The organism is Martinezella lusitana (genome assembly GCF_016901135.1).
In the GTDB taxonomy this organism is placed as follows: domain Bacteria; phylum Pseudomonadota; class Alphaproteobacteria; order Rhizobiales; family Rhizobiaceae; genus Rhizobium; species Rhizobium lusitanum_D.
Genome location: NZ_JAFEVL010000045.1, coordinates 238194 through 261177 on the forward strand (window position 1 = coordinate 238194; position 22984 = coordinate 261177).

General features: G+C 60.8%; 23 protein-coding genes. 14 read left to right on the plus strand and 9 right to left on the minus strand.

From position 1 onward, the window contains the following. Positions 1–262 precede the first annotated feature (262 nt). Entirely contained in the window at positions 263–880 is a 618-nt protein-coding gene (locus tag JTP94_RS16975) for an O-methyltransferase (RefSeq protein WP_204851651.1), read from the plus strand. A gap of 45 nt (positions 881–925) precedes the next feature. On the opposite strand, the gene JTP94_RS16980 is transcribed toward JTP94_RS16975, so the two are convergent. Next, positions 926–1684: an alpha/beta fold hydrolase gene (locus tag JTP94_RS16980; protein ID WP_204851652.1), complete on the minus strand. Its 759-nt coding sequence runs from the start codon at positions 1682–1684 to the stop codon at positions 926–928. 48 nt (positions 1685–1732) lie between these two features. Next, on the minus strand, positions 1733–3484 hold the full coding sequence (locus JTP94_RS16985; RefSeq protein WP_204851653.1) for a cytochrome c biogenesis protein DipZ: 1752 nt from the start codon (positions 3482–3484) through the stop codon (positions 1733–1735). Positions 3485–3911: 427 nt separating this feature from the next. Between JTP94_RS16985 and JTP94_RS16990 the strand changes: the two genes are divergently transcribed. The 9 genes from JTP94_RS16990 to JTP94_RS17030 all read left to right on the plus strand — a co-directional run bounded on the left by JTP94_RS16990 (position 3912) and on the right by JTP94_RS17030 (position 10988). Continuing rightward, entirely contained in the window at positions 3912–4961 is a 1050-nt protein-coding gene (locus tag JTP94_RS16990; RefSeq protein ID WP_204851654.1) for an alpha/beta fold hydrolase, read from the plus strand. A gap of 126 nt (positions 4962–5087) precedes the next feature. After that, complete coding sequence (locus tag JTP94_RS16995; RefSeq protein WP_034506362.1) at positions 5088–5828, plus strand: response regulator; 741 nt, start codon at positions 5088–5090, stop codon at positions 5826–5828. After that, positions 5825–7147 (plus strand): sensor histidine kinase KdpD, encoded by a 1323-nt coding sequence (locus JTP94_RS17000; RefSeq protein WP_204851655.1) that lies wholly within the window; start codon positions 5825–5827, stop codon positions 7145–7147. The genes JTP94_RS16995 and JTP94_RS17000 overlap by 4 nt, the downstream gene beginning before the upstream one ends. 187 nt (positions 7148–7334) lie before the next feature. Next, complete coding sequence (locus tag JTP94_RS17005; RefSeq protein ID WP_204851656.1) at positions 7335–7751, plus strand: organic hydroperoxide resistance protein; 417 nt, start codon at positions 7335–7337, stop codon at positions 7749–7751. Positions 7752–7870: 119 nt separating this feature from the next. After that, entirely contained in the window at positions 7871–8014 is a 144-nt protein-coding gene (locus tag JTP94_RS17010) for a hypothetical protein (protein ID WP_204851657.1), read from the plus strand. Positions 8015–8066: 52 nt separating this feature from the next. Next, positions 8067–8798 carry a septum site-determining protein MinC gene (minC, locus tag JTP94_RS17015; RefSeq protein ID WP_204851658.1) on the plus strand — a complete coding sequence of 244 codons (732 nt, stop codon included), beginning with the start codon at positions 8067–8069 and terminating at the stop codon, positions 8796–8798. Positions 8799–8827: 29 nt separating this feature from the next. Then, positions 8828–9643 carry a septum site-determining protein MinD gene (minD, locus tag JTP94_RS17020; RefSeq protein WP_034506370.1) on the plus strand — a complete coding sequence of 272 codons (816 nt, stop codon included), beginning with the start codon at positions 8828–8830 and terminating at the stop codon, positions 9641–9643. After that, on the plus strand, positions 9640–9900 hold the full coding sequence (minE, locus tag JTP94_RS17025; RefSeq protein ID WP_204851659.1) for a cell division topological specificity factor MinE: 261 nt from the start codon (positions 9640–9642) through the stop codon (positions 9898–9900). Before minD ends, minE begins: the two co-directional genes overlap by 4 nt. Before the next feature lie 308 nt (positions 9901–10208). Beyond that, complete coding sequence (locus JTP94_RS17030; protein ID WP_246755024.1) at positions 10209–10988, plus strand: polysaccharide deacetylase family protein; 780 nt, start codon at positions 10209–10211, stop codon at positions 10986–10988. Between the two features lie 21 nt (positions 10989–11009). Here the strand turns inward: JTP94_RS17030 and JTP94_RS17035 are convergent, their stop codons facing one another. Next, positions 11010–11612 (minus strand): TetR/AcrR family transcriptional regulator, encoded by a 603-nt coding sequence (locus JTP94_RS17035; RefSeq protein WP_204851661.1) that lies wholly within the window; start codon positions 11610–11612, stop codon positions 11010–11012. Between the two features lie 111 nt (positions 11613–11723). On the opposite strand from JTP94_RS17035, the gene JTP94_RS17040 reads away from it, so the two are divergent. From JTP94_RS17040 to JTP94_RS17050, 3 genes are all read left to right on the plus strand, one after another. Beyond that, positions 11724–12413: a PspA/IM30 family protein gene (locus tag JTP94_RS17040; protein WP_204851662.1), complete on the plus strand. Its 690-nt coding sequence runs from the start codon at positions 11724–11726 to the stop codon at positions 12411–12413. Between the two features lie 26 nt (positions 12414–12439). After that, positions 12440–12721, plus strand: coding sequence for a YiaA/YiaB family inner membrane protein (locus JTP94_RS17045; protein ID WP_034506376.1), 282 nt, complete (start codon positions 12440–12442; stop codon positions 12719–12721). A 90-nt stretch (positions 12722–12811) separates the two neighbouring features. Then, complete coding sequence (locus JTP94_RS17050; protein WP_204851663.1) at positions 12812–16207, plus strand: acyl-[ACP]--phospholipid O-acyltransferase; 3396 nt, start codon at positions 12812–12814, stop codon at positions 16205–16207. A gap of 77 nt (positions 16208–16284) precedes the next feature. On the opposite strand, the gene JTP94_RS17055 is transcribed toward JTP94_RS17050, so the two are convergent. From JTP94_RS17055 to JTP94_RS17065, 3 genes are read right to left on the minus strand one after another with little or no spacing between them, the layout of a single operon-like run. Next, positions 16285–17298 (minus strand): sensor histidine kinase KdpD, encoded by a 1014-nt coding sequence (locus JTP94_RS17055; RefSeq protein ID WP_204852309.1) that lies wholly within the window; start codon positions 17296–17298, stop codon positions 16285–16287. Next, positions 17298–18002, minus strand: a complete 705-nt coding sequence (locus JTP94_RS17060; protein WP_204851664.1) for a response regulator — start codon at positions 18000–18002, stop codon at positions 17298–17300. The genes JTP94_RS17055 and JTP94_RS17060 overlap by 1 nt, the downstream gene beginning before the upstream one ends. Before the next feature lie 46 nt (positions 18003–18048). After that, positions 18049–18240: a hypothetical protein gene (locus JTP94_RS17065; RefSeq protein WP_204851665.1), complete on the minus strand. Its 192-nt coding sequence runs from the start codon at positions 18238–18240 to the stop codon at positions 18049–18051. A 705-nt stretch (positions 18241–18945) separates the two neighbouring features. On the opposite strand from JTP94_RS17065, the gene JTP94_RS17070 reads away from it, so the two are divergent. Next, positions 18946–20748, plus strand: coding sequence for a diguanylate cyclase (locus tag JTP94_RS17070; protein WP_204851666.1), 1803 nt, complete (start codon positions 18946–18948; stop codon positions 20746–20748). A gap of 84 nt (positions 20749–20832) precedes the next feature. On the opposite strand, the gene JTP94_RS17075 is transcribed toward JTP94_RS17070, so the two are convergent. From JTP94_RS17075 to JTP94_RS17085, 3 genes are all read right to left on the minus strand, one after another. Further along, positions 20833–21252, minus strand: coding sequence for a thiol-disulfide oxidoreductase DCC family protein (locus JTP94_RS17075; RefSeq protein ID WP_204851667.1), 420 nt, complete (start codon positions 21250–21252; stop codon positions 20833–20835). Positions 21253–21453: 201 nt separating this feature from the next. Beyond that, positions 21454–21708, minus strand: coding sequence for a GCG_CRPN prefix-to-repeats domain-containing protein (locus tag JTP94_RS17080; protein ID WP_204851668.1), 255 nt, complete (start codon positions 21706–21708; stop codon positions 21454–21456). A 137-nt stretch (positions 21709–21845) separates the two neighbouring features. Continuing rightward, entirely contained in the window at positions 21846–22763 is a 918-nt protein-coding gene (locus JTP94_RS17085; protein WP_204851669.1) for a phosphatase PAP2 family protein, read from the minus strand. Between the last annotated feature and the right edge of the window lie 221 nt (positions 22764–22984).

Sequence of the window (22984 nt, forward strand, 5' to 3'; positions counted from 1 at the left end):
TGAGTGCAGATATATAGAAATATATCCCTATCGCCTGAAACATCATCACGACGATCCCTTTGAGGATGAGCGCGAGTTCCTCGAGCGGCGCAGACATAAACATCACCATAGGAGAAGGGCGGCAAGCGGCTGTTTTGACTGCGGCGAGCGACTGCTGCTGAGGCGGTCGCTACTGCTTTGGATGAGGCGGTCTGCGCCATGGCGCGCTGTCAGAACACGTCGGCGACCGCTGGCGAAGAATCAACTCACGCAGGAGTTTGTCATGGACAAGAAGATCAAAGCCGTTCTCGAGAGCTACCACGAGCTTATTCGCGAAGAGCGCAGCAAGCCCAGGGAAGTGCCATCGGGCGGGCGCGACGGCGGTCAGGATCGCCGACTGAGAGCCGTCGGACCGGAGACGGGCCGCTTTATCAACATCTTGGCGAAAAGCCTGCAAGCCCCCACCATTCTGGAACTCGGCACGTCCTTTGGCTATTCCGGCACCTGGCTTGCCGAGGCTGCGCGCGCAAGCAAGGGAAAGCTTATTTCCATGGAGCTGCACGCTTACAAGACCGAGTTCGCCAAGGAAATGGCAGAGAAGGCGGGGCTGTCAGAGCATATCGATTTCAAGGTCGGCGATGCGGTCGAGATGATCAAGGCGCTGCCTTCGGGCGTCGATTTCGTCCTCGTCGACTTGTGGAAGGATCTCTACGTCCCCTGCCTCGAAGCCTTCTATCCCAAGCTCAATCCCGGTGCGATCATCGTGGCCGACAACATGCTGATGCCTGGTAATGAGGATGTGAAACGCTATGGCGAGGCCGTTCGCGCCAAGGCAGGAATAACCTCCGTGCTCCTGCCTGTCGGTTCCGGGATCGAAGTCAGCCGATACGATCCTGCATGAGGAGCAGGCGGCGGCCTCACTCATGAGACCGCCGCTGGTTTGCCTTTACTTGCCGGCGTCCTTGGCCGCCTTTTCGATGACGGCGGCGACTTTCTCCGGCTGGGATGCGAAGACGGCGTGGCTCGCCTTGATTTCGGTCACGTCGCTTCCCGCCCGTTTTGCCATGTCACGCTCGAGCTCGGGATTGATGGAGCGATCGTCGCTCGCAACAATCGACCAGCTCTTCTTCGACCGCCAGGCCGGATCATCGATCTTTGCCGTGAAGGCTGCCTTGGCGGCAAACACCTGCGACTTCGCCATGAAGTCCGCTTCGCTCCTCGGCAGGTCCGCCGCGAAATCCGCAGCGAACGTCGCGGGGTCGAGATAGAGATACTGGCCGTCCTTCGTCTCGCGGATATTCATGCTGCCCGCCGGCTTGGAACTGGCAAGGCCGATCAGGTTCTCGCCCTTGTCCGGTTGAAACGCAGCGACGTAGACGAGGCCGGCCACATCCGGCCGGTTGCCCGCCTCGGTGATGACCATGCCGCCATAGCTATGTCCCACAAGCAGGCTCGGGCCGATCTGCAGGTCCAGCACGCGGTTCGTTGCGGCAACGTCGTCGGCGAGCGAGGTGATGGGCTCCTGGACGATCGTGACCTTGAAGCCGTGCTTTTCGAGGATCTCGGTCGTCTTGCGCCAGCCGGATCCATCAGCGAGAGCGCCGCGGACGATGACGATATTCTTGATCTCGGCAGCCTGCGCTGTAAACGCCATGGTGCTCGCAGCAAGACCAAGGGCGACGACGGAAAGGAAGCGCTTATGCATGGGTATGACTCCTGTCGGTAAAAGTTGATGTTGAGGTTTGGGGAGGATTCATCCGAAGGTGAAGGCGTAGGCCTGGACCCCGGGATCGAGGAAACGGATTTCGAAGTTGCGCGCTGTGACATCGCCGGATTGGCGAACGAGCTGATAGAGTTTGGTGGCTGTAACAGTCCCGTTTCCGGCGGCATCGGTATCGGAGCCGTGGTCGGCGCCGGGAGCCTTCCCATCGACGGTCACTTGGAAGCGGACCGGCTTTCCGTTCGCAGCAGGCCCGAGAACCAGATGCAGGTCGCGGGCGCTGAAGCGATAGCTGATGCCGCCGCCTGCCCGATCGAGCGATGCCTGCTCCGGACCGACGGTCCATGTTCCCGCCAATCCCCATTGGTTGAGATCGGGATTGGCGATGGAATAGTCAGCGGCGGCATCCGCCTTCAGGCCTTCGGGAGAAACGAAACCCGTCGCCTGCTTATAGCCGACATAGGTTTCGCCGGAGCGGATGTCCCCGAGATCGGGGCTGGCCTCCGCACCCTTTGCATTCGGTACGACAGGGGCGCTTTGGGTCATGTCGCTGCCCGCTTCGCGCAGGAGATCCTGGATAGCCTGCTCGGTCTGGGGATAATTGCCTTCGCCGAAATGCTGGTAGCGGACCTGTCCCTTGGCATCGATAAGATAGTGGGCAGGCCAGTAGTTGTTCTCGAAGGCGCGCCAGATGCGATAGTCGTTGTCGATGGCGACCGGGTAGCCGATCTTGAAGTCGGCAACCGCATTCTTGACGTTGCCGATGTTCTTCTCGAAGGCGAATTCGGGCGCATGGACGCCGATGACGACGAGGCCCTGATCCTTATATTTTTCCGCCCAGGCACGAACATAGGGGATGGTGCGGATGCAGTTGACGCAGGAATAGGTCCAGAAATCGACGAGCACGACCTTGCCGCGAAGCTCGGCGCTGGTCAGCGGCGGCGAGTTCAGCCAGGTGACGGCGTCATTGAGCGAGGGGGCTGGCCCTTCCACCGGCAGATCGCTGTGGAACGGCCGTGTCGCGTCGCTGGCGGTCTCGGTCGATACACCATCTGCGGACTTCGTATGCAGCCTCTCCAGCAAGGCCTGCTCGAACGAGCCGGTGCTTGCATAGGAAAGCCGGGCGAGCAGGCCGGTATCGAGGCCAAGAGCAATGGCCGCGACCCCCGCCAGGACGGCAGCGCCGGCCAGCTGGCGGATACGTTCGCTGATGCCGAGTGATTGTTTCATGCGGGCAAACAGCTTGCCGCCGGCAAACAGGGCGACGGCAAGTGAAGTCGTGGCGCCGGCACCATAGGCAAGCAGAAGGAACGTCGTCTGCAGATTGGCGCCCTTCAAGGCTGCTCCCGTGAGCACGAGCCCGAGGATCGGCCCGGCGCAGGGCGCCCAGAGCAGCCCGGTCGCAATACCGAGGACAAACGAGCTCCTGACGCTCGACGTCGCGCGGCCGTTGCCTGCGGCGTTCAGGAGATTATTGCCGAGGTCGACAACCGGCCGGGAAAGCAGGCTTGACACGCGCGGCGACAGCAGGCTCAGGCCGAAGAGCGCGAGCAGCGCGATGGCGGCGAGACGACCATATTCATTGGCGCGAATGGCCCAGGCGCCGCCGATGGCAGCAAGCGTCGCGACCAGTGCAAAGGTGATCGCCATGCCCGCAAGCATGGGTAGCGTGCTCCTGGCGAAAGGCTGGCCGGCGCGGGCGAAAACGAAGGGGAGAATGGGCAGAATGCACGGACTGAGGATCGTCAGCGCGCCGCCGAGATAGGCAATGATGAGAAGCGTCATCGTCTCTTCCTTTAGAACGGATTGACCGGCTGTGGGCGGCGACGTGCCGTGCCCTTCAGCGGCGCCTATCTGCCGCTGGCGACGTATCTCGGATGTGTCCGGTTGGATGGGAGAATGTACCGAAACGTCGATGTCTTCGGCTTCGATACACTGCGATACAAACGAAGCGATGCCGGTGCGGTCCTGCGGCGAGCGCAGTTGCCTGTCGAGGCTGTCCCGCGAGAAGCAGGGCAATCGCGTATAATGCTTGCCGCAACGACTTCATTTCATACGCGATTACCCTGCGGCCAGGGGCTGCGAATTGTATCCGACTGTATCTGCGCCGCCGGAAGCTACATAGGCATTCAAAATCGGGCGGCTAACGACACATCGGGGATACATGCGGCGGGCTTTCTTGAGGTCGCGATCCATTCAACAGGAGAGACAGATGTCCGAAGAAATCAATCATCACCGCCGCCGCTTTTTCGGTGTTGCCGCAATAGCCGTTGCAGCCGCCGAATTCGGCCTGCCGACAATCGCCGATGCACAACAGTCGAAGACTTCTGTTGCCGTGCCCTCGGTAAAGGCTGGCACACATACATCTTTCGCGGCTCTGAAGCAGATCGATGCTGGCGTGCTCAATATCGGCTATGCCGAGGCCGGCCCGGCAAATGGTCCGGTCGTATTGCTGCTCCACGGCTGGCCCTATGACATCTATAGCTTCGTCGATGTCGCACCGCTGCTTGCGGATGCCGGTTACCGTGTCATCGTCCCCTATCTGCGCGGTTATGGGACCACCGTGTTCCTCACCAGCCAGACACCGCGCAATGGTCAGCAGGCAGCCTTGGCCGCCGACATGATCGCGCTTCTCGATGCGCTGAAGATTGAAAAGGTCGTCGTTGCCGGCTTCGATTGGGGTGCGCGCACCGCCAACATCATGGCGGCGCTCTGGCCCGAGCGTTGTAAGGCGATGGTGTCGGTCAGCGGCTATCTCATCGGCAGCCAGGAGGTCAACCGTAAGCCCTTGCCGCCGAAAGCCGAGCTTGCCTGGTGGTATCAGTTTTATTTCGCCACGGAGCGCGGACGCCTTGGCTATCAGGAAAACCGCCACGACTTTGCTAAGCTGATCTGGCATACGGCCTCGCCGCAATGGGCCTTCGACGATGCGACTTACGACCGATCGGCCGCGGCTTTCGACAATCCCGACCATGTCGAGGTCGTTATCCACAATTACCGCTGGCGCCTCGGGATCGTCGAAGGCGAGGCGAAATACGATGCCTATGAACACACGCTGGCCGCAGGGCCTGTGATCTCGATCCCGACGATCACGATGGAAGGCGACGCGAACGGCGCTCCTCACCCGGAACCATCAGCCTATCGGGCTAAGTTCTCGGGCAAGTACGAGCATCGCACGATCACCGGCGGCATAGGTCACAATCTTCCCCAGGAAGCGCCGCAGGCATTCGCGCAGGCCGTGATAGATGTTGATCGTTTCTAGTTCGGCGGTAGTGTGGAGGAGGGCGCTGGCATATGCCGGCGCTTCTCGCCAGCGGATGGCGCCGGCAGCAAGGGCTGAAGAATATTCGTAGGCAAAGGCTTACGTTCGTAATGAGTGGGAAGTAAAATGGAGCATGTCGACCATATCCTGATTGTCGATGACGATCGGGAAATCCGCGAGTTGGTATCAAGCTATCTGACGAAGAACGGCTTGAGGACGACGACAGCTGCCGATGGCCGCCAGATGCGCAGTTTTCTCGAAGCCAATTCGGTCGATCTGATCGTGCTCGACGTCATGATGCCGGGCGACGATGGCCTGGTGCTCTGTCGTGAGCTTCGCGCCGGAAAGCACAAGGCGACGCCTGTTCTGATGCTGACGGCGCGCAGCGACGAGATGGACCGGATCCTCGGCCTGGAAATGGGCGCCGACGATTACCTGCCGAAGCCGTTTGCCGCCCGCGAGCTTCTTGCCCGCATCAAGGCGGTGCTCAGGCGAACGCGGATGCTGCCGCCCAATCTGCAGATCAGCGAGGCCGGGCAACTGCTCGTCTTCGGCGACTGGCGGCTCGATACGGTCGGTCGCCATCTTCTTGACCGGGACGGAACGGAAATCGCCTTGAGCGGTGCCGAATACCGACTGCTGCGCGTTTTCATCGATCACCCGCAACGGGTGCTCAACCGCGACCAGCTGCTGAACCTCACCCAGGGCCGCGATGCCGATCTCTTCGATCGCTCTATCGACCTGCTTGTCAGCCGCCTTCGCCAGCGTTTGGGCGACGACGCCCGCGAGCCGACCTATATCAAGACGGTTCGCAGCGAAGGCTATGTCTTCTCCGTTCCAGTGGAGATCGCGGAGCTTCGTCCATGAGCACGGCGGGTTTGCTGCATCGGGGTCTGTCGTGGCCCAGCACCTTGCGCTCGCGCATCTCAATCATTTTGCTGGTCGGGCTTGCGATCGCTTACGGGCTTTCCTTCAGTGTGCTCTACATCGAGCGCTACATGTCGGCAAAGGCCGTCATGCTCGGCACGCTGGAGAGCGACGTCGCGACCTCGATCGCGGTGCTCGATCGCTTGCCGGCAAACGAGAGGGCCGGCTTTGTCGATTGGTTGAGCCGCGGCAACTACCATTTCGAGCTGGGGCCGGGGCTGCCGGGCGTGCCTGATACTTCAACCCACAGCGCCGAGATCGCCGCCAAGATAGAGGACGCCGTTGGCCATCGTTTTCCGATTCACATCGAATCGATACCTGGCCCTATCGCGCGCCTGCAGGCGCATCTGAATTTGAGCGACGGCAGCCCGTTGACGATAGACGTCACGCCGAAGGGCATCATGCCGATCGCCTCCTGGCTGCCCTATGTCTTTGTCGTGCAGATGCTGGTCATCGTCCTGTGCACCTGGTTCGCCGTCCGCCTGGCGATCCGCCCGCTTGCCGAGCTCGCCGCCGCCGCCGATGCGCTCGATCCCAACAAGAAGGGGCAGGCGTTGAGCGATCGGGGGCCGAGTGAGGTCGCCCACGCGGCCAAGGCCTTCAATGCGATGCGGGATCGCATCGCGCATTACCTTGAGGAGCGCGTGCAGATTCTCGCGGCCATTTCCCACGATCTGCAAACGCCGATCACCCGCATGCGCCTGCGCGCCGATATCGCCGACGAATCGCCTGAAAAGACTAAGCTGCTGCAGGATCTCGGGGAGATCGAGCGGCTGGTGCAGGATGGCATCGCCTATGCGCGAAGCGCCCACAGCAATGGCGAGAAGAATTCCCGCATCGATCTGGCCTCCTTCATCGAGAGCATCTGTTATGACTATCAGGATACCGGCAAGTCCGTCGCCATTCTTGGCCTGGTTCAGGGAACAGTAACGACAAAGCCGCATGCGCTTCGGCGGATTCTCTCGAATTTCATCGACAATGCCCTGAAATTTGCAGGAGCAGCTGAGATCGGTGTCGAGCGCAGGAATACCGGCGCGGTCATCATAACGGTGATGGATCGCGGTCCCGGCATTCCGCCAGACCAGATAGAATCGGCTATGCAGCCTTTCTTCCGGCTGGAGCAATCGCGCAACCGCAATACGGGCGGCACGGGGCTTGGTCTTGCGATAGCCCAGCAATTGGCCCAGACGCTTGGCGGCTCCGTCAGGCTCTACAATCGCGACGGCGGCGGACTGGCTGCCGAGGTCGTGATCGCCTGACGACCTGTCAAAAGATTTTCGGCGCCTTTGTAAGCAATTGTGTCGGGCCGATATGGGTGTACGTTCTGTGACATTTCCGGCGATTTCGGAAACATGCAGGATACTTCGGTCCATCAAAAACCACTCTGTCAACGGACGTCGTCCCAGACGACACAACAAACCGGGCGACGCAACAAAGGAGTGTTCCATGACTAAGATCGACAAAGTTCTCTACACCGCCAAAACCCACACCATCGGTGGCCGCGATGGGTCCGCGCGCAGCGATGACAGCCAGCTGGATGTCAAGCTTTCACCTCCCGGCAGCGCCCATGCCGGCACCAACCCCGAGCAGCTTTTCGCGGCCGGCTGGTCGGCATGCTTCATTGGCGCCATGGGCCTTGCCGCGGGCAAGCGGAAGATCAAGCTCCCGGCCGACCTTTCGGTCGATGCAGAAGTGGATCTCGGGACCACCGAGGGTGCCTATTTCCTGCAGGCGCGCCTGACGATCAGCATGCCCGGCATCGAGCCGGAGCTGGTGAGGACGCTCGTCGAAGAAGCGCACCAGACCTGCCCATATTCGAAGGCGACCCGCGGCAACATCAATGTCGAACTGAAGCTCGCCTGAGCATCGCTTAAGCGTTGATATTGCGCGCAGCTCGCTTGAATGCGCGGCGCGCAATGTCGTTGCCCGCACTGTCAAAATTAACCTGTGAGGCAGGTCCGGCCTCGCATCTGGAGGGCCTCATGAGACCAATTATTCTTCTTCTTGCCGGAGCAGCCATCTTTGCCGCGCCGTGCGTCTACGACCCCAGTTCGAAGGAGCTTTCGCCGCTTGCGAGCATTGCCGCCGTATGGGGCGGATCGGGCCTAAATCACAGCGGACGTTAACCACCTGTTAACCATGTCAACGGTACACAAGGTCAACGATTTATTCACATAGATGACCAAAGTGCTAACAGACGCTCGCTCGATCCGTATCAAGGGCCGCTCCTTTCTTGCGGTCATGCTTTCGCCCGATCTGCCGCTGGACCAGTGGTTGATAAGGCTCGATGACCTTGCAGCCCGTTCGGCCGGTTTCTTTCTGGGGCGGCCGGTCGTGCTCGATATAACCGATCTGCCGATCGATCGTGCGCAGCTGAAGGAGTTGATCGGCGAGCTTGCCGCCCGCAATGTCAGCATCATGGGCATCGAGGGTGGCCGTCCGTCCATCGTCGGGCCTGGTATGCCGCCGGTGCTGAAGGGTGGTCGTCCGGCAGCCGATTTCGAGGTGGCCGAGACAGAACCGGTCGTCGAACGGCGCAACAGCGAAAGCAAGCCGGCGCCGGTCGAGGTTCGTCCGGTGACCCAATCGCTGATCATCCGCGAGCCGGTCCGTTCGGGCCAGTCGGTGATCTTTCCGGAGGGTGATGTCACCGTCATCGGATCAGTAGCGTCAGGTGCGGAAATCATCGCCGGAGGGTCCGTGCATATCTACGGCGCCTTGCGCGGCCGGGCCATGGCCGGATCCATCGGCAATGCATCGGCGCGAATCTTTTGCCGCAAGCTCGAGGCCGAACTGCTGGCGATCGATGGCATCTACAAAATGGCGGAAGACGTCGCACCCGGCCTTCGCGGACAACCCGTCCAGCTCTGGCTGGATGGCGAGACGATCATGGCAGAAAAACTAATCTGAGCCGAAGCGGGCCAAAACAGGAGAGCGAGATGGGCAAGGTAATCGTCGTCACATCAGGCAAGGGTGGGGTTGGCAAGACGACTTCGACTGCCGCACTGGGAGCGGCTCTGGCGCAGAGAAACGAAAAGGTCGTCGTCGTCGATTTCGACGTCGGGCTGCGCAATCTCGATCTGGTGATGGGCGCTGAACGGCGCGTCGTCTACGATCTGGTCAACGTCATCCATGGCGATGCCAGGCTGCCGCAGGCTTTGATCCGCGACAAGCGGCTGGAAACGCTCTTCCTGCTGCCGGCTTCGCAGACGCGCGACAAGGACAACCTGACGCCCGAAGGTGTCGAGCGCGTCATCAATGAGCTCAAGAACCATTTCGACTGGGTCATCTGCGACAGCCCGGCCGGGATCGAGCGCGGCGCAACGCTTGCGATGCGGCATGCCGACGTCGCTGTTGTCGTCACCAATCCTGAGGTATCCTCGGTGCGCGATTCCGATCGCATCATCGGCCTGCTAGACGCCAAGACGGTCAAGGCCGAGCGCGGCGAGCGCATGGAAAAGCACCTGCTGCTGACGCGCTACGATGCGGCTCGCGCCGAGCGCGGCGACATGCTGAAGGTCGACGACGTACTGGAGATCCTGTCCATTCCCTTGCTTGGGATCATCCCGGAAAGCATGGATGTTCTTCGCGCCTCCAATATCGGCTCGCCGGTCACGCTCGCGGATGCCCGCAGCGCGCCCGCCCTTGCCTATTTCGAAGCCGCCCGCCGCCTTGCCGGCGAGCAGGTGCCGATCACCATCCCCGGTGAAAAGCGGGGCATCTTCGGTAAGATCTTCGCAAGGAGGGCCGCATGAATATTTTCGGACTGTTCCGCAAGCAGAGATCTGCACCCATGGCGCGCGAACGCCTGCAGATCCTCCTTGCCCATGAACGTGCCTCGGCAGATTCGGATCTCGTATCCATTCTGCGCGAGGAGATCCTGGCCGTCATCGCCAAGCACGTGCAGGTCGATCGCGACAAGGTGCAGGTCAAGATGGATCGCGACGAGCATGTCTCCATGCTGGAGATCGATGTAGAGATTCCCAGGGACGCAGCCCTTCAGGCTGCCTGACTGAGGCGCGATATCGCGGTTATGCGGGAACGAAGGCGAAGGATTCTCCCTTTTGGCGGATCCTTTGCATTTCCTTGAAGTTCGCTCTTGCAAAATGCGCGATTCGCTATTACTTGCACGCTATCACCTGTATCGATGGCCTGCCGCGCTGACATTTTTGTGTCGACGCGGCGTTCGCTGTCCGGGTTAAAAGCAAGGGCGCTCCCCAGAAATGGGTCGAGCGCCCTTTGCGTTTGTCGGGGTCGAGGCCGCTTTCCTTGTCGGGGTCGATATGCCAGTTTGTAGCCATGAGGCGGGAGGCTGCAGGCTTGGGCGGATTGAATTCTCTGTGGAATGCTGTGTTCAGATGGCTGCTTGCCGGCATCTTCCTTGCAGCCTGCGCCACTGGTGCCTCGGCCGCGGACCGGACGATCTATCTGACGTTTGACGATGGCCCCTTGCCGGGGACGAAAAACGTCCTTTCCGTATTGAGTGAGGAAAATGTTCCGGCCGCGATGTTCATGGTCGGCCTGCATGTCGAAACCATCCCCGCGGGCCGCGATTTGCTGGCCGAAGCCAAGGCAATGCCGCTGGTGACTGTCGGCAATCACAGCTACACCCACGCCAACAATCGCTACAGGCGGTATTACTCCAACACCCAGGCCGTCGTCGCGGATATGCTGCACGCCAACCAGGTGCTCGGCCTCACGCCCGTCGTCCATGCGCGATTGCCGGGCAGGGACGTCTTTCGGCTTCCGACCGTGTCGAGGGAAGATCTCTCCATCAATGTCGCCCAATGGGAGCGCGAATGGCTGGACTACGAGCTCGTTGCCGAAGCCGGCTTCTATCTCTATGGCTGGGATTTCGAATGGGTGCATAGCGACGATGGCAAGCCGGTCCAATCGGTGGACCATCTGGTCAACGAGATCGACCACCTCTTTCAGTATGGCCGCTTCACTCAGCGCGGCAAGATGATCCTGCTCATGCATGATGAGATGTTTCAGGATCAGTTCAACGGGCAGGAAAACCTGCAGGCGCTTATCCGCCAGCTCCGCCAGCGCGGCTATGCCTTCGGCGATATCAGGACATACGCGCCGTCAAACCGTTAAGCGCCCCAAACACGCGTAGCGCTACCGCGCCGCGGCCCCTGCCGCGACCGTCAGGATGAAGTCGTCGAGTTCCCGTTCCAGGCTTTCGACGGGCAGGCCGACGAAGCGCCCTTCGAGGCTGATGCTGACGACGCCATGCACCGCTCCGAACAGCGTTCGGGCACGAATGGCGCGGGCAGTCTCCGACATGCCGGGCTGCAGCTCGGCAAGCGGTTCGGCGATGATGCCCATCAGGAACATATGTTCTTCCAGATGCCATTCGGGGGTGGGGCGTTCGTCCGGTGGGCGATGGTCGAAGAGCGCCTTCCACAGATTGCGGTTGGTGAGTGCGAATCGCAGATAGCCGCGTGCAAGGTTGCGCAGCCGATCCGCCGGCGTGCGGTCCTTGACCTCCGCCAGGGCGAGAGAGGCTTCCAGCACTTTCAACGTCGCCGAATTGACGTGGATGACGAGATCGTCGAGATCGGCAAAGACGGTGTAGAGCCCTCCGAGAGCGCAGCCGACATCCTGCGTGACATCGCGCGCCCGCAGGTTGGAGAGACCATCGGCTGCGATGCGATGGCGCGCCGCCTCGATCAGCCGCAGCTTCAAATCCTCGCGCTTTTCCTGGGTTTTTCTCGCCATTAACCATTCCAATCTGATTTTTTGAACATCGTTCAAAATTGTTCTTGAACGATGTTCATGATTCTGGCATACCTTGCTTCGTGAACATCGTTCATAAACGGGAGACGACAAATGTTCAATGTAATTCTGACGCTGATCCGCGGTCGGGCTTATGATGCGGAGCAGGCATTTATCGATCGCAATGCCGTGCCTCTGCTTGCCCAGCAGATCCGTGATGCTGCCGGCGCCATTCAGTCGGCGCGGCGGGCGGTGGCAATCGCCGTCGCACAGAATGAGCAGGAAAAGAGCCAGCATGCGGCGATTGCCGGTCGCATCGCGGATCTGGAGACCCGGGCCGTCGCTGCATTGCAAAAGGGTAATGACGAACTCGCCCGGCAAGCGGCCGAGGCGATTGCTGAGCTCGAAGCCGAGCGCGATGCTTCCGAGAAGGCGCAGGCGCAATTCACCCAGACGATCGGCAGGCTCAAGGCAACCGTTCGCGCATCCGAAGCGCGACTGCAGGAATTGCAGCGCGGCGAACGGCTGGCGCGCGCCACCGAGCAGACACAGAAGCTTAATGCAGCCTGCGATGACAACTCCGGCTTGGCGACCTTGGACGAGGCAGAGGAAACGCTTGCCCGCCTTCGTGCCTATCAGGATCGCTGCGAAATTGCCGCGTCAGCCTTGAAGGAAATGGACGCCGCAAACCGGCCCGCAATCGTCATCGAAAAACTCGCCAATGCCGGCTGCGGCGCACCCATTGGCCCATCGGCCGACGACGTGCTTGCCCGCCTGCGCGAGCGCCTGAATTCAGCAGCCTGAAATCAAACACACAAGAGGACACGATCATGAACGACAGCTTCCAGAAACATTCCCAGGCTTGGGTCAGCTTTTCCTATGTCTCCTTCGCCGCCGCCGCATTTATGCTCTTCGTCGGCCTATACATGATGCCGATCGACCTTTGGGGCAAAGGCTATCTCGCCATGGGCATCCTGATGCTGGTACAGACGACGGTCAACGTTACCAAGACGGTTCGCGATAATAGCGAAGCCGACAAGCTGATCCGCAAGGTTGAGGACGCCCGCACCGAGAAGCTGCTCGTTAAGTTCAATCGTGACGGTCAAGACTAACCTTTATTAACGACGCCGCAGAGTTGTATTCGCGCTTAACCTTTGCGTAACCACTCTGTGGCGTCTTGTTCACTGAACAAGGCGAACGTCATGCAAACCCATTTAATGAGATCGAGGAAATTCGCGCCGCTGTTCTGGACGCAGTTCCTCACCGCCTTCAACGATAATTTTCTCAAGCAGACTTTGATTTTCGTCATTCTGGCGCAGATGGCAGCCGAAGGCGCCGCGCTCGTGACGCTGGCAGGCGGCATCTTCATCGTGCCGTTCCTGCTGCTTTCGGCGATTGCCGGCGAGCTTGCCGATAAATACGACAAGGCCAAGATAGCCGAGCTGCTGAAGCGCTGCGAACTCGTCGTCGCAGCCATCTCCGTCGTGGGCATTGCCTTTTCGTCCATCTGGATCCTGATGTTCGCCCTTTTCGGCTTCGGCGTCATCTCCTCCCTCTTTGGACCGATCAAATACGGCATCCTGCCAGATCACCTCGCAAGCAGGGACCTTCCAAAGGCGAATGCCTGGATCGAGGGCGGAACCTTCATCGCCATTCTCACCGGCACGATGGTCTCGGCCGTCGCCTTCCGGCAGGGGGACAACGTCTGGATCTTCGGCCCAATGATGATGGGGCTTTCCGTCCTCTGCTGGTTTGCCGCGCGCATGATCCCCTCAACCGGCTCCAAGGCGCCCGATCTCGTCGTCGACGTCAATGTCGTCCGCTCCAGTTACAGGCTTGTCAACGAGCTTCGTGCAGACAGCCGCATCTGGCGCGCGTCGCTGATGAACTGCTGGTTCTGGTTCGTCGGCGCCTTCATCATGTCGATGCTGCCGATCATGGTGACCGACATCCTCGGCGGCTCGGAAATCGTCGTTCCCGCCTATCTGGCGATCTTCGCAATCTCCGTCGCCATCGGTTCCGCCATCGCCGGATGGATGGCTGCCGGCCGCATTGTGCTTCTGCCGGCTCCGATCGGCATGCTGATCGTCGCACTCTTCGGTCTCGATCTCGCCTGGAACCTTTGGGGTCTTCAGTCCAGCTCGCATGCCGAGTCCATTCTCGCGTTCTTCGAAGGGCCGAAGACGATCCGCGTCGCCATCGATCTGGCCGGCATGGCAATCGGCGGTGCTTTCCTCGCGGTCCCGACCTTTGCCGCGATGCAGAGCTGGGCGAATGAAGACCGCCGCGCCCGCGTCATCGGCGCCGCAAACGTGCTGTCCGCTCTCTTCATCGCGGTCGGCCTGGCGCTGGTGGCTGTGCTGCAGGCCATCGGCTTGTCGATCCCAGTGATCGTCCTCAGCATCTCGGCGCTCAACGTCGTGATCGCCTGGGTCATGCTGGTGACGCTGCCGACCAATGCCTTCCGCGATTTCATCTCCATCATCTTCCGCGCGTTCATGCGGCTGGAAGTCGAGGGTCTGGAAAACATTCGTAAGGCCGGGCCGGCGCCGATCATCGCCCTCAATCACGTAAGCCTGCTCGACGGCGCGCTGGCGCTTGCCATCACCGAAGAAGAGCCGGTGTTTGCGATCGACTATGCCTTTGCCAGGAAGTGGTGGGTGCGTCCTCTGCTGAAGAGGTGCAAGTTCCTGCCGCTCGATCCGACGAAGCCGATGGCCACGCGCTCCCTGATCAAGGTCATCCAGGACGGCAGCCCGGTCGGTATCTTCCCCGAAGGGCGCCTGACGGTCACCGGTACGTTGATGAAGGTCTATGACGGTGCGGCCATGGTCGCCGACAAGACTGGCGCGATGATCGTGCCTGTTCGTATCGACGGTCTGGAAAAGAGCTATGCCTCCTATCTGACGGCGAGCCATGTGCGCCGCCGCCTTTTCCCCAAGGTCAAGGTGACGATCCTCGAACCGGTAAGGCTCGATGTTTCCCCAGAGCTCAAGGGCCGTAAACGGCGCATTGCGGCCGGTGCCGCACTCTATCAGATCATGTCGGCGCTGATGTTCCGCACGGCGGATACCGATAATACCGTCCTCGGTCGCGTCATCGAAACCGCCCATGAACATGGCGGCAAGAAGCTCGCCGTCGAGGATCCGCTCGCCGGCAAGCTGTCCTATGCCAAGCTGCTCACCGGTGCCGCGGTGCTGGGTGCGAAGTTCAAGAAGATGTTCCCCAATGAAAAGACGCTCGGCGTCATGCTGCCGAACGCCAACGGCACGGCGGCGACCGTGCTCGGCGTCATGTCGGCGGGGAAGGTACCGGCCATGCTCAACTTCACGGCGGGCGCGGCCAATATCCTGTCGGCCTGCAGGACATCAGAGGTCAAACACGTCCTGTGCTCACGTGCCTTCGTCACGCAGGCCAAGCTCGGCCCTGTGGTCGAGGAGCTGCAAAAGGAAGTGACCTTTGTCTGGCTCGACGAGTTGCGCACCCAGATCACATTCCTCGACAAGATTTTCGGCCTCATCCGCAAATATCGGCCGCTGGTCAAGCGCAGTGCCGACGATCCGGCTGTGATCCTCTTCACCTCGGGTTCGGAAGGTGCGCCGAAGGGCGTAGTGCTCACCCACCGCAACATCCTATCGAACGCAGCCCAGGCGGCCTCGCGCATCGATTTCCATCCGGGCGACAAGGTGTTCAACATCCTCCCGATGTTCCATTCCTTCGGCCTGACGGCCGGCACCATCCTGCCGCTGGTCTCGGGCGTGCCGATCTTCCTCTATCCGTCGCCGCTGCATTATCGCATCGTGCCGGAGCTGATTTACGTCTCGAACGCCACCATCGTTTTCGGCACGGATACGTTCCTGAACGGCTATGCCCGTACTGCTCATCCGTACGATCTGAGGTCGATCCGCTATATCTTCTCCGGCGCCGAACCGGTGAAGGCCTCGACCCGCGAGGTCTATATGGAGAAGTTCGGCCTGCGTATCCTGGAAGGCTATGGGGTCACCGAGGCAGCTCCGGTCATCTCGCTGAACACGCCGATGTATAATCGCTCGGGAACCGTCGGCAAGATCATGCCGGGCATGGAATGGAAGCTGGAGCCGGTTCCCGGTATTGATGAGGGCGGGCGTCTGCTCATTCGCGGCGCCAATGTGATGGCCGGCTATATGCGCGCCGACAATCCCGGCGTCATCGAACCGCTGCCGGATGGCTGGCACGATACCGGCGATATCGTCACCATCGATGAGGATGGTTTCGTTAAGATCCGCGGCCGCGCCAAGCGCTTCGCCAAGATTGGCGGCGAGATGATCTCGCTTGCCGCCGTGGAGACGCTTGCCGCCCAGCTCTGGCCGGGCGCGCTCAGCGTCGTCTCGGCTGTGCCCGACGCCAAGAAGGGCGAACGCGTCGTCCTCCTGACCGATCAGCCGAACGCCACGCGAAGCGAGTTCCTGGCCTTTGCCAAATCGAAGGGCGCAACCGAGATGATGGTTCCGGCCGAAGTGACCGTCGGCAAGGTCCCCGTCCTCGGCTCCGGCAAGATCGATTTCGTCACGGCACGCGCCTTGGCCCTGGAAGGTCTTTCAGAGTCGCAGGCGGCTTGAGGCTTCACGTCTAAACGAATGGGCGGTCGGCGGCTCAAGCCATCGACCGCCCTTTGCTATCGACGTCTGATCAAACGTCACGAGACATGCGGCTGGATGATCTGAAACGTCGTGCCGTCATCGCCGCTCTCCAGCAACTCGATGCTGCCGCCATGCGAGGCGAGCATTGCCCGGACGATGCCAAGGCCCATGCCGGTGCCGCCCTCTTCCCGGCGCGTCGAAAAGAACGGTTCGAAGATGCGCTCGCGATTGCCTTCGGCAATACCGGAGCCATTGTCGCGAATTTGGATCGTCAGCTTACGCCCGTCGGTCGCCGTCTTGATCTCGAGTATAGTCGCGCCGTTTTGAGAGGCATTTTCGGCCAGATTGGCAAAAATGATGCCGGCGACCTCGCTGGGCAGAGCAATCGCGCTTTCGGTACTTCCGTCATCGATGACAGCCAATTGGCGGAAGTTCCGGGCCAGCTGGGCGACGATGTCCCCGATGTTGCTCAGGCCCGGCTCGGATGGCAGTTCGGCCTTCGCCAGATCGCGCAGGCGTGACAACAGCGTGTCCAGGCGTTCGGTATCCGCGATGATATTGGCGAGGAAACGGTTCCGCTGCGCTTGGCTCATCGGGTGTTCCTCGTCATCGTCGCGCAGCAGTTCCGCAGCACCCTTGATCGAGGTAAGGGGGGATTTCAGCTCGTGCGAGACGTGCGCCGCGAAGGAGCGGACATGGTCGGAATGATCGACCAGCTTGCCGGCAAGGTCGAGAAAGCTCTGCGAGAGTGTCGCCACCTCACGCGTGCCGTAGTTGTCGAGCGGCCGGATCGCAGCTCTTCCGCCGCGGGCGATTTCCTCCGTTCGAGCGATCAGCGCATTGATGGGCACGGTCAGCGTACGGGTCAGCACATAGGCGACCACGAGGGTCAGGATCAGAACGACGGCCAGAGTAGCGATTTCGGCCGGCGCCATAGCGCCGGATGCGGCCCGCACCGCGCGAAACCAGATGACGGTCAGCACCGGAAGCGTCATTACGGTCAGAAGCACGGCATAGACGATGAGGTAGAGCGGTGGCCGCCACTTCGGCCTCACTTGGGGAGTGCGCATCATGCGCCTTCCTCCACGCCTGATGTCAGCTTGAAGCCGATGCCGTGTACAGTGGCGATGATGCCCTTGCCGCCGGCTGCGGAGAGCTTGGCGCGGATATTGCGGATATGGCTGTCGATGGTGCGGTCGGCGACCTGAATATCCACCCCATAGGCAGCCTCCATGAGCTGATCGCGGTTGAACACGATCTCGGGACGCGACAGCAGCGTGTCGAGGATGGCGAATTCGAGCGCGGTCAAAGCCAGCGGCGTATCGGCGAAGGTCGCGGTCCTGCCCCCACGATTGAGCCGCAGCAAGCCGACGGACACGGAACCTTCCCTGGCATCCGGCTCGGCGCCGTGCCCGCAACGTTTCAGGATGGTCTTGACGCGGGCGACCAGTTCGCGCGGGCTGAAGGGCTTGGTGACATAATCGTCGCCACCGATCTCGAGGCCGAGGATCCGGTCTATTTCCTCGTCGCGCGCCGAGAGAAACAGGATCGGGAGATTGGATGTCCTGCGGATCCGGCGGCAGACCTCAAGTCCATCCATCTCGGGCATGCCGACATCGAGCACGATCAGGTCGATACCGCCCCGATGAAAGGCCATCATGGCCTCAGTGCCGTTACGGGCTGTTGTCGTCGTCATGCCGGCACGATCGAGCGCGAAACAGATCACGTCGCGGATGTTGGGTTCGTCGTCGACGACGAGGATGCGCTTGATCATGCGGAGCCTGCTTTGGTTCTCTTGCTCGTTTTTCTTCGTTTCGGCCTCATCTTGCAAGGGTTGTGTGGTCGCGAAGATAGCGATCGAGGCGGGCGGCGCGGAAAGTCCAGCTTCTCCAGTCGCGCGGCCGCTGCCATTCGTCCCAGGCAAGCGCGACGAGTGTGATCAATATGAGGGGTCTGCGGTTGGGGTTGCTTGTGAGGTTGGTCGGTTGAGCCGGTATATCCGAAACACTCATGCGTATCGGCTCCCCACGGTTCGCCCGGCAGCGATAAAGGGTATGACCCTTGGTGTCTGAGCCGGGAGGCCGGTTTGGGGTTGGGGATCATCCACCAGCCACCAACCTTCCTTGAGAAGACTATGAGGCAGGCGAACGGTTGGAGCGGCGGTTTCTTCCGGCGTGTTGTTCATGGCGCGAGGATGGCGCGCGTATTTGCAGAATCTGTGCAGAGCCCAAGGAGCTATTCAGGAATTGCAAGCTTGAGTTGGGTCGGGCAGGCGATAGCCATGAGCAGACACTCTTGTTGCGGATAATTGGGTTTTCCGGTCATGCGGCTGGTGCCTCGAAATGAAGCAGTCGCTTGTGGAGCTTAAACTTGTGTTTTCTAGCTTTTGCTCAGTAGATGGATTGCAAATCCGAAACTCGATTTGGTGACCGCGCTGTCGTGTTCACCCCTGACGACAGCCGGGAGTCTTGGAACCGGCCCAACAGCCGGAACCAGGATTCCCGTCAGACCGACACAATCGCTCATATGTGCCGTTTCGACGACAGAGGCTGAACGCCTGAGGGGCCGACGATCGCAATCACCCCTTGATCAATGCGCTCCACCGGGCTCCCTCAATAGTTCATTCAAGCTTTATCTTAATAAGCAAATACCGTAGCTAAAGGTCCGAAAAAGAATAGTTTAGGGAAGCGTGAGCTAACTGCAAAGGAAGCCGGCACATGAGAATTACGACAATTACGAATTGGGCCTACGGTATCACCGTGGTCCTGACCGTGCTGTCCGCCGCGGCTTTCATTCTATCGGCCCGAAGCGCCACCCAGGAAAGGCAAGCCATCGAGCAGCACCTGTTGCTGAACAGCCTGGGAGAAGAGCTTGCCTTGGGCGCGGAAGAGACGACGGACGAGGCACGTCTCTATGTCATGCGCGGCGAGGCCAGGCATCTCGACGCCTTCACCGTCGACGAGGGCGAAGAGCGCCGCCGCGATACCACGATCGGCACATTGCGCGGGCTCGGGATCCCCGATCGTGAACTTCAGGTCGTGGAGCAGGTCGCGGCCAACGTGGAAGCACTTGATAAGGTGGAGGAGGCCGCGGTGGCGACCTACCGTGGGGGCAATCAGACCGGTGCACGCGACACTCTGTTCGGACCGGAACACGAGCGTGTGCAGACCGCTCTCCTCGACGCCGTCACGCAGTTCCGCGCGCTTGCAACCGCCCGCACGGAAGCGGCGATGCGCAATGCTCAAGCGCGCAGCGATCTCTGGGCTGATATCGCCAAGGTGATTCTGGCATTGACCGCTGTGGTGTTCCTCGCCGTGCTCTATTTCGTGCTGCGGCGCCGCGTCGCCATTCCGCTGATGAGGATGACGGGGATCGTCAACCGGCTTGCCAAGCAGGATTTTGCCGTCGAAGTGCCGCCCGATCGCCGGCGTGACGAGATCGGCGAGATGAACGACGCCATCCAGATCTTCCGTGAGAACGGACTGGAGCGCAATCGGCTCGATGACGAGCGCAAGCGGGATCAGCAGACCAAGGATCTCATCCTGCAGATGATGCACCGTCTTCAGGCCTGCTACGCGCAGAGTGAACTTGCGGAAGTTGTCGCCCTCTTCGTGCCGCAGATTTTTCCGGGGATCGCCGGATGCCTCTATACGATGAACGAAAGTAGGACCGCGCTCGCCGAAGTCAGCCGATGGCTGGATCCCGCCCATACCCAACCCTCCTTCCCGGCATCCGCCTGCTGGGGGCTGCGCCGCGGGCGGCCGCATGTGAGCCATGTCGAGGACAACGATATTCCCTGTCAGCACTTGGATGATTCCGGCGTGCCGGGGCTCTGCGTTCCCCTGACGGCGCTCGGCGAAGCGATCGGGCTCCTCTATTTCGAGGACCGCTCGAAGGACGCAACGGCTGCTGACGCGCCGCGGCTCTATCTGGAACTGATTGCCGAGAACATCGGCCTTGCCATCGCCAACCTGCAACTGCGTGACAGGCTGATGAGCCTTGCCGTGCGCGATGCCCTGACCGGCATGTTCAATCGGCGGTCTCTCGACGAGGCGCTGAACAATCTTCACAGGGATAAGTCCGCCCGCACGGTTGTCTGCATCATGATCGACATCGATCATTTCAAGCGCTTCAACGACGAATTCGGCCATGATGCCGGGGATGAGGTGTTGCGCCATGTCGCGCAGATCGTCTCCGATACCGTCGGCGCTGCCGGCACGGCCTACCGGTTCGGCGGCGAGGAGCTGACGGTGATCGCCACCGATATTGCGGACGAGGAAGGCTTCGGGCTCGCCGAGAAACTCCGTACAAGCGTGTTCACCACACCCTTCTCCTATCGCGGACGCATCGTCGGGCCTCTTTCCATCTCGGTCGGCATAGCCTCGTCTCCGGTTTCAGGGCCGACAACGACATTGATCAATCGTGCTGATGGTGCCTTGCTCCAGGCAAAGCTCAGCGGGCGCAACAGAACGGTGGCGGCCTTTGCCATGGGGACCGAAGAGGAGTTGAAGAGAGGGTAGGGAGCTCATTGAAACCGTCGCCTGCTAGGCGCAGCGACAGGCGCAAGCCAAAGCCGCCATATCCGCCAAGGACGAGAACCTTGTTCAAAGGATACGATCCGCCTGTTCCGGCGTCGGCAGCCAGCATGTCTCCCGCTTGCCGAAAAAGCGGTAGCGATTGCGGGCGAGCCAGCGATAGGCCGGATCGCGCAGCATCCGGGGCACGAGGCGCAGCAAGGCGAGCGCCTTCCACGGCCAGCCGAGGCCGGCATAGATGCCAAGCACCGCGTCGCTGTCCCGCAACACCTTCTCGCCGTCCACGATGATCAAACTATCCGGATCGGCGGGATCGATGCCGCAGCGTCGGTAGAGCCGGGCTCCCGTCTCGTTCTGCATGGAGGCGAGGCGAAATCGACCCGTGCGGTCGTGGCGCAGCACGAACTGGGCATTGGCCGAGCATAGGACACACATGGCATCGAAGACGATGATGGGGCCTTGATGCTCGGTGATATCCCTGTCGCTCATGCGTGCTGTCGGTGTTCGTTGCGGCCTGTTCTATCGACAGCTTTGCCCGGTCGCGCACCGCCCGTCAATTGCACGTTCGGGAGCGCGGGCCGTCTCGGGCCTACAAAACTATGTGATGTCGATGCCCGACAAAGGTTGGCCATCGGGCCTACCTGCTCATTGCACTCGACCCGATCGCGATGATCGGGTCGAGTGTCATGCTTAGCGGTAGCGCCATCCGCCGTGCCACCGCTCGCGGTGCATCCAGTAGCGGTGCCCATCCCAATAGCCGCGTCCCGGATAGAAGGCGCCATAGCGTGGGCCGGCGGGCACGACGACAACCGGCCCGCGATTGGGGCGGCAGGCGCCATAGGGGCCGCGATGGAAGCCGATACCGCATCCTTCGCGGGCTTCGGCTGGTGCGACGGCGGCAAAGCAAGCTGCGGCCGCCAAGGCCAATAAAGTAATCTTTCTCATGATATACCCTCTATTCCCAAAGAACTTAGTTGTTATCCCTTCAGCGCTTAAACGGCGGAGATCGGCAAATCCGTCGCTGTCCATGCCCGATATTTGCATTTCTCTGTAAAACTGACGTGTCGGCGCTCAATGCCGGATCAGGATTGGATTTCCAGGGTGTGGGAGGCGAGGTTTGACTGTGATGGGCATGCCGTCGCCGGTAAGGACGCTGCGTCTTTCTTCGCGGGTGCCGGTCTGCGTCGTAGGAGCGCGCGCAGGGTCATCAGGACTGTTTTATACCGCTCTCCCGGACACAGGCGGCCATCGGAGCCATAGGCGAACAACAGTCTGCGGCGGGCGAATGCATGGGCCAGCCAGAAGGCGAAGGCTACTCCGACGCCCCAGCCCATCAAGGTGTCGCTCGCCCAATGGGCGCCGACCCACTGGCGCGACAGGCAGATCAATACGCCGGCTGGCATGAAGACGGGACGCAGGCGCGGAAAGACGAGTGCTAGCGACATCGCCATGGCGCCCGCCGTCGCGGAGTGTCCGGACGGAAAGGATGCGAAGTCTGCGTGGAAGGCGAAGGGTCGAAAATAAAATGCGCCGTTCGTCTGCAGCAGCTCCGGCCGGGCGCGGCCAATGATGTTCTTGGCAAGCGAGTCGACAAGGCCGCCGCCTGCTACCGACAGGAAGACGAATGCCGCGGCGGTGGCAACAAGATCGGCGCCTGTTCGTGCCGATTTCCGCAATTTGTGGGCGGGCGCGAGGATGGCGAATATCAGCAGAGCACCGCTGAACGAAAGAACCAGGAGGCCGGTACCGAAGCTGCTGATCCATTTCGCCGCTCCACGCAGCTGTTCCGGAAATGATTTCATCCAGACGCCCAAGGGGTAGTCCGCGGTCATCATGACTAGCAGAGACAGGGCGAGGAAGATGGCGATGATCGCGATCGGACGTTCGAGAAGGGCACGATTTGCGGGGGCCGCGAGTGTCGGTGCTTCGAAGAACCGTCTGACGCCGCTGACCAGGCGCGTCCGAAAGCTATCGGCAGCGTTTGCCAGGGGCTCTTTCATGAGGGCAGAACCCTGCAGTTGCGCACGCAGAAGGCCAGCTTCCCGTTGCAGGCAACATGTTCGCTCACCAAATTCGTACTCATGAAACTAGGCCTCAAGCTCCTGTCTTCTCATTCCGTTGCTGCTACAACAACACGCTGACAGTCGCCTGAAAGGGCCGCACTGGATGATGTTTGGATGTTAGGCGACACGACTTTTCACGTCGTTCCTGCGCGTCTGCT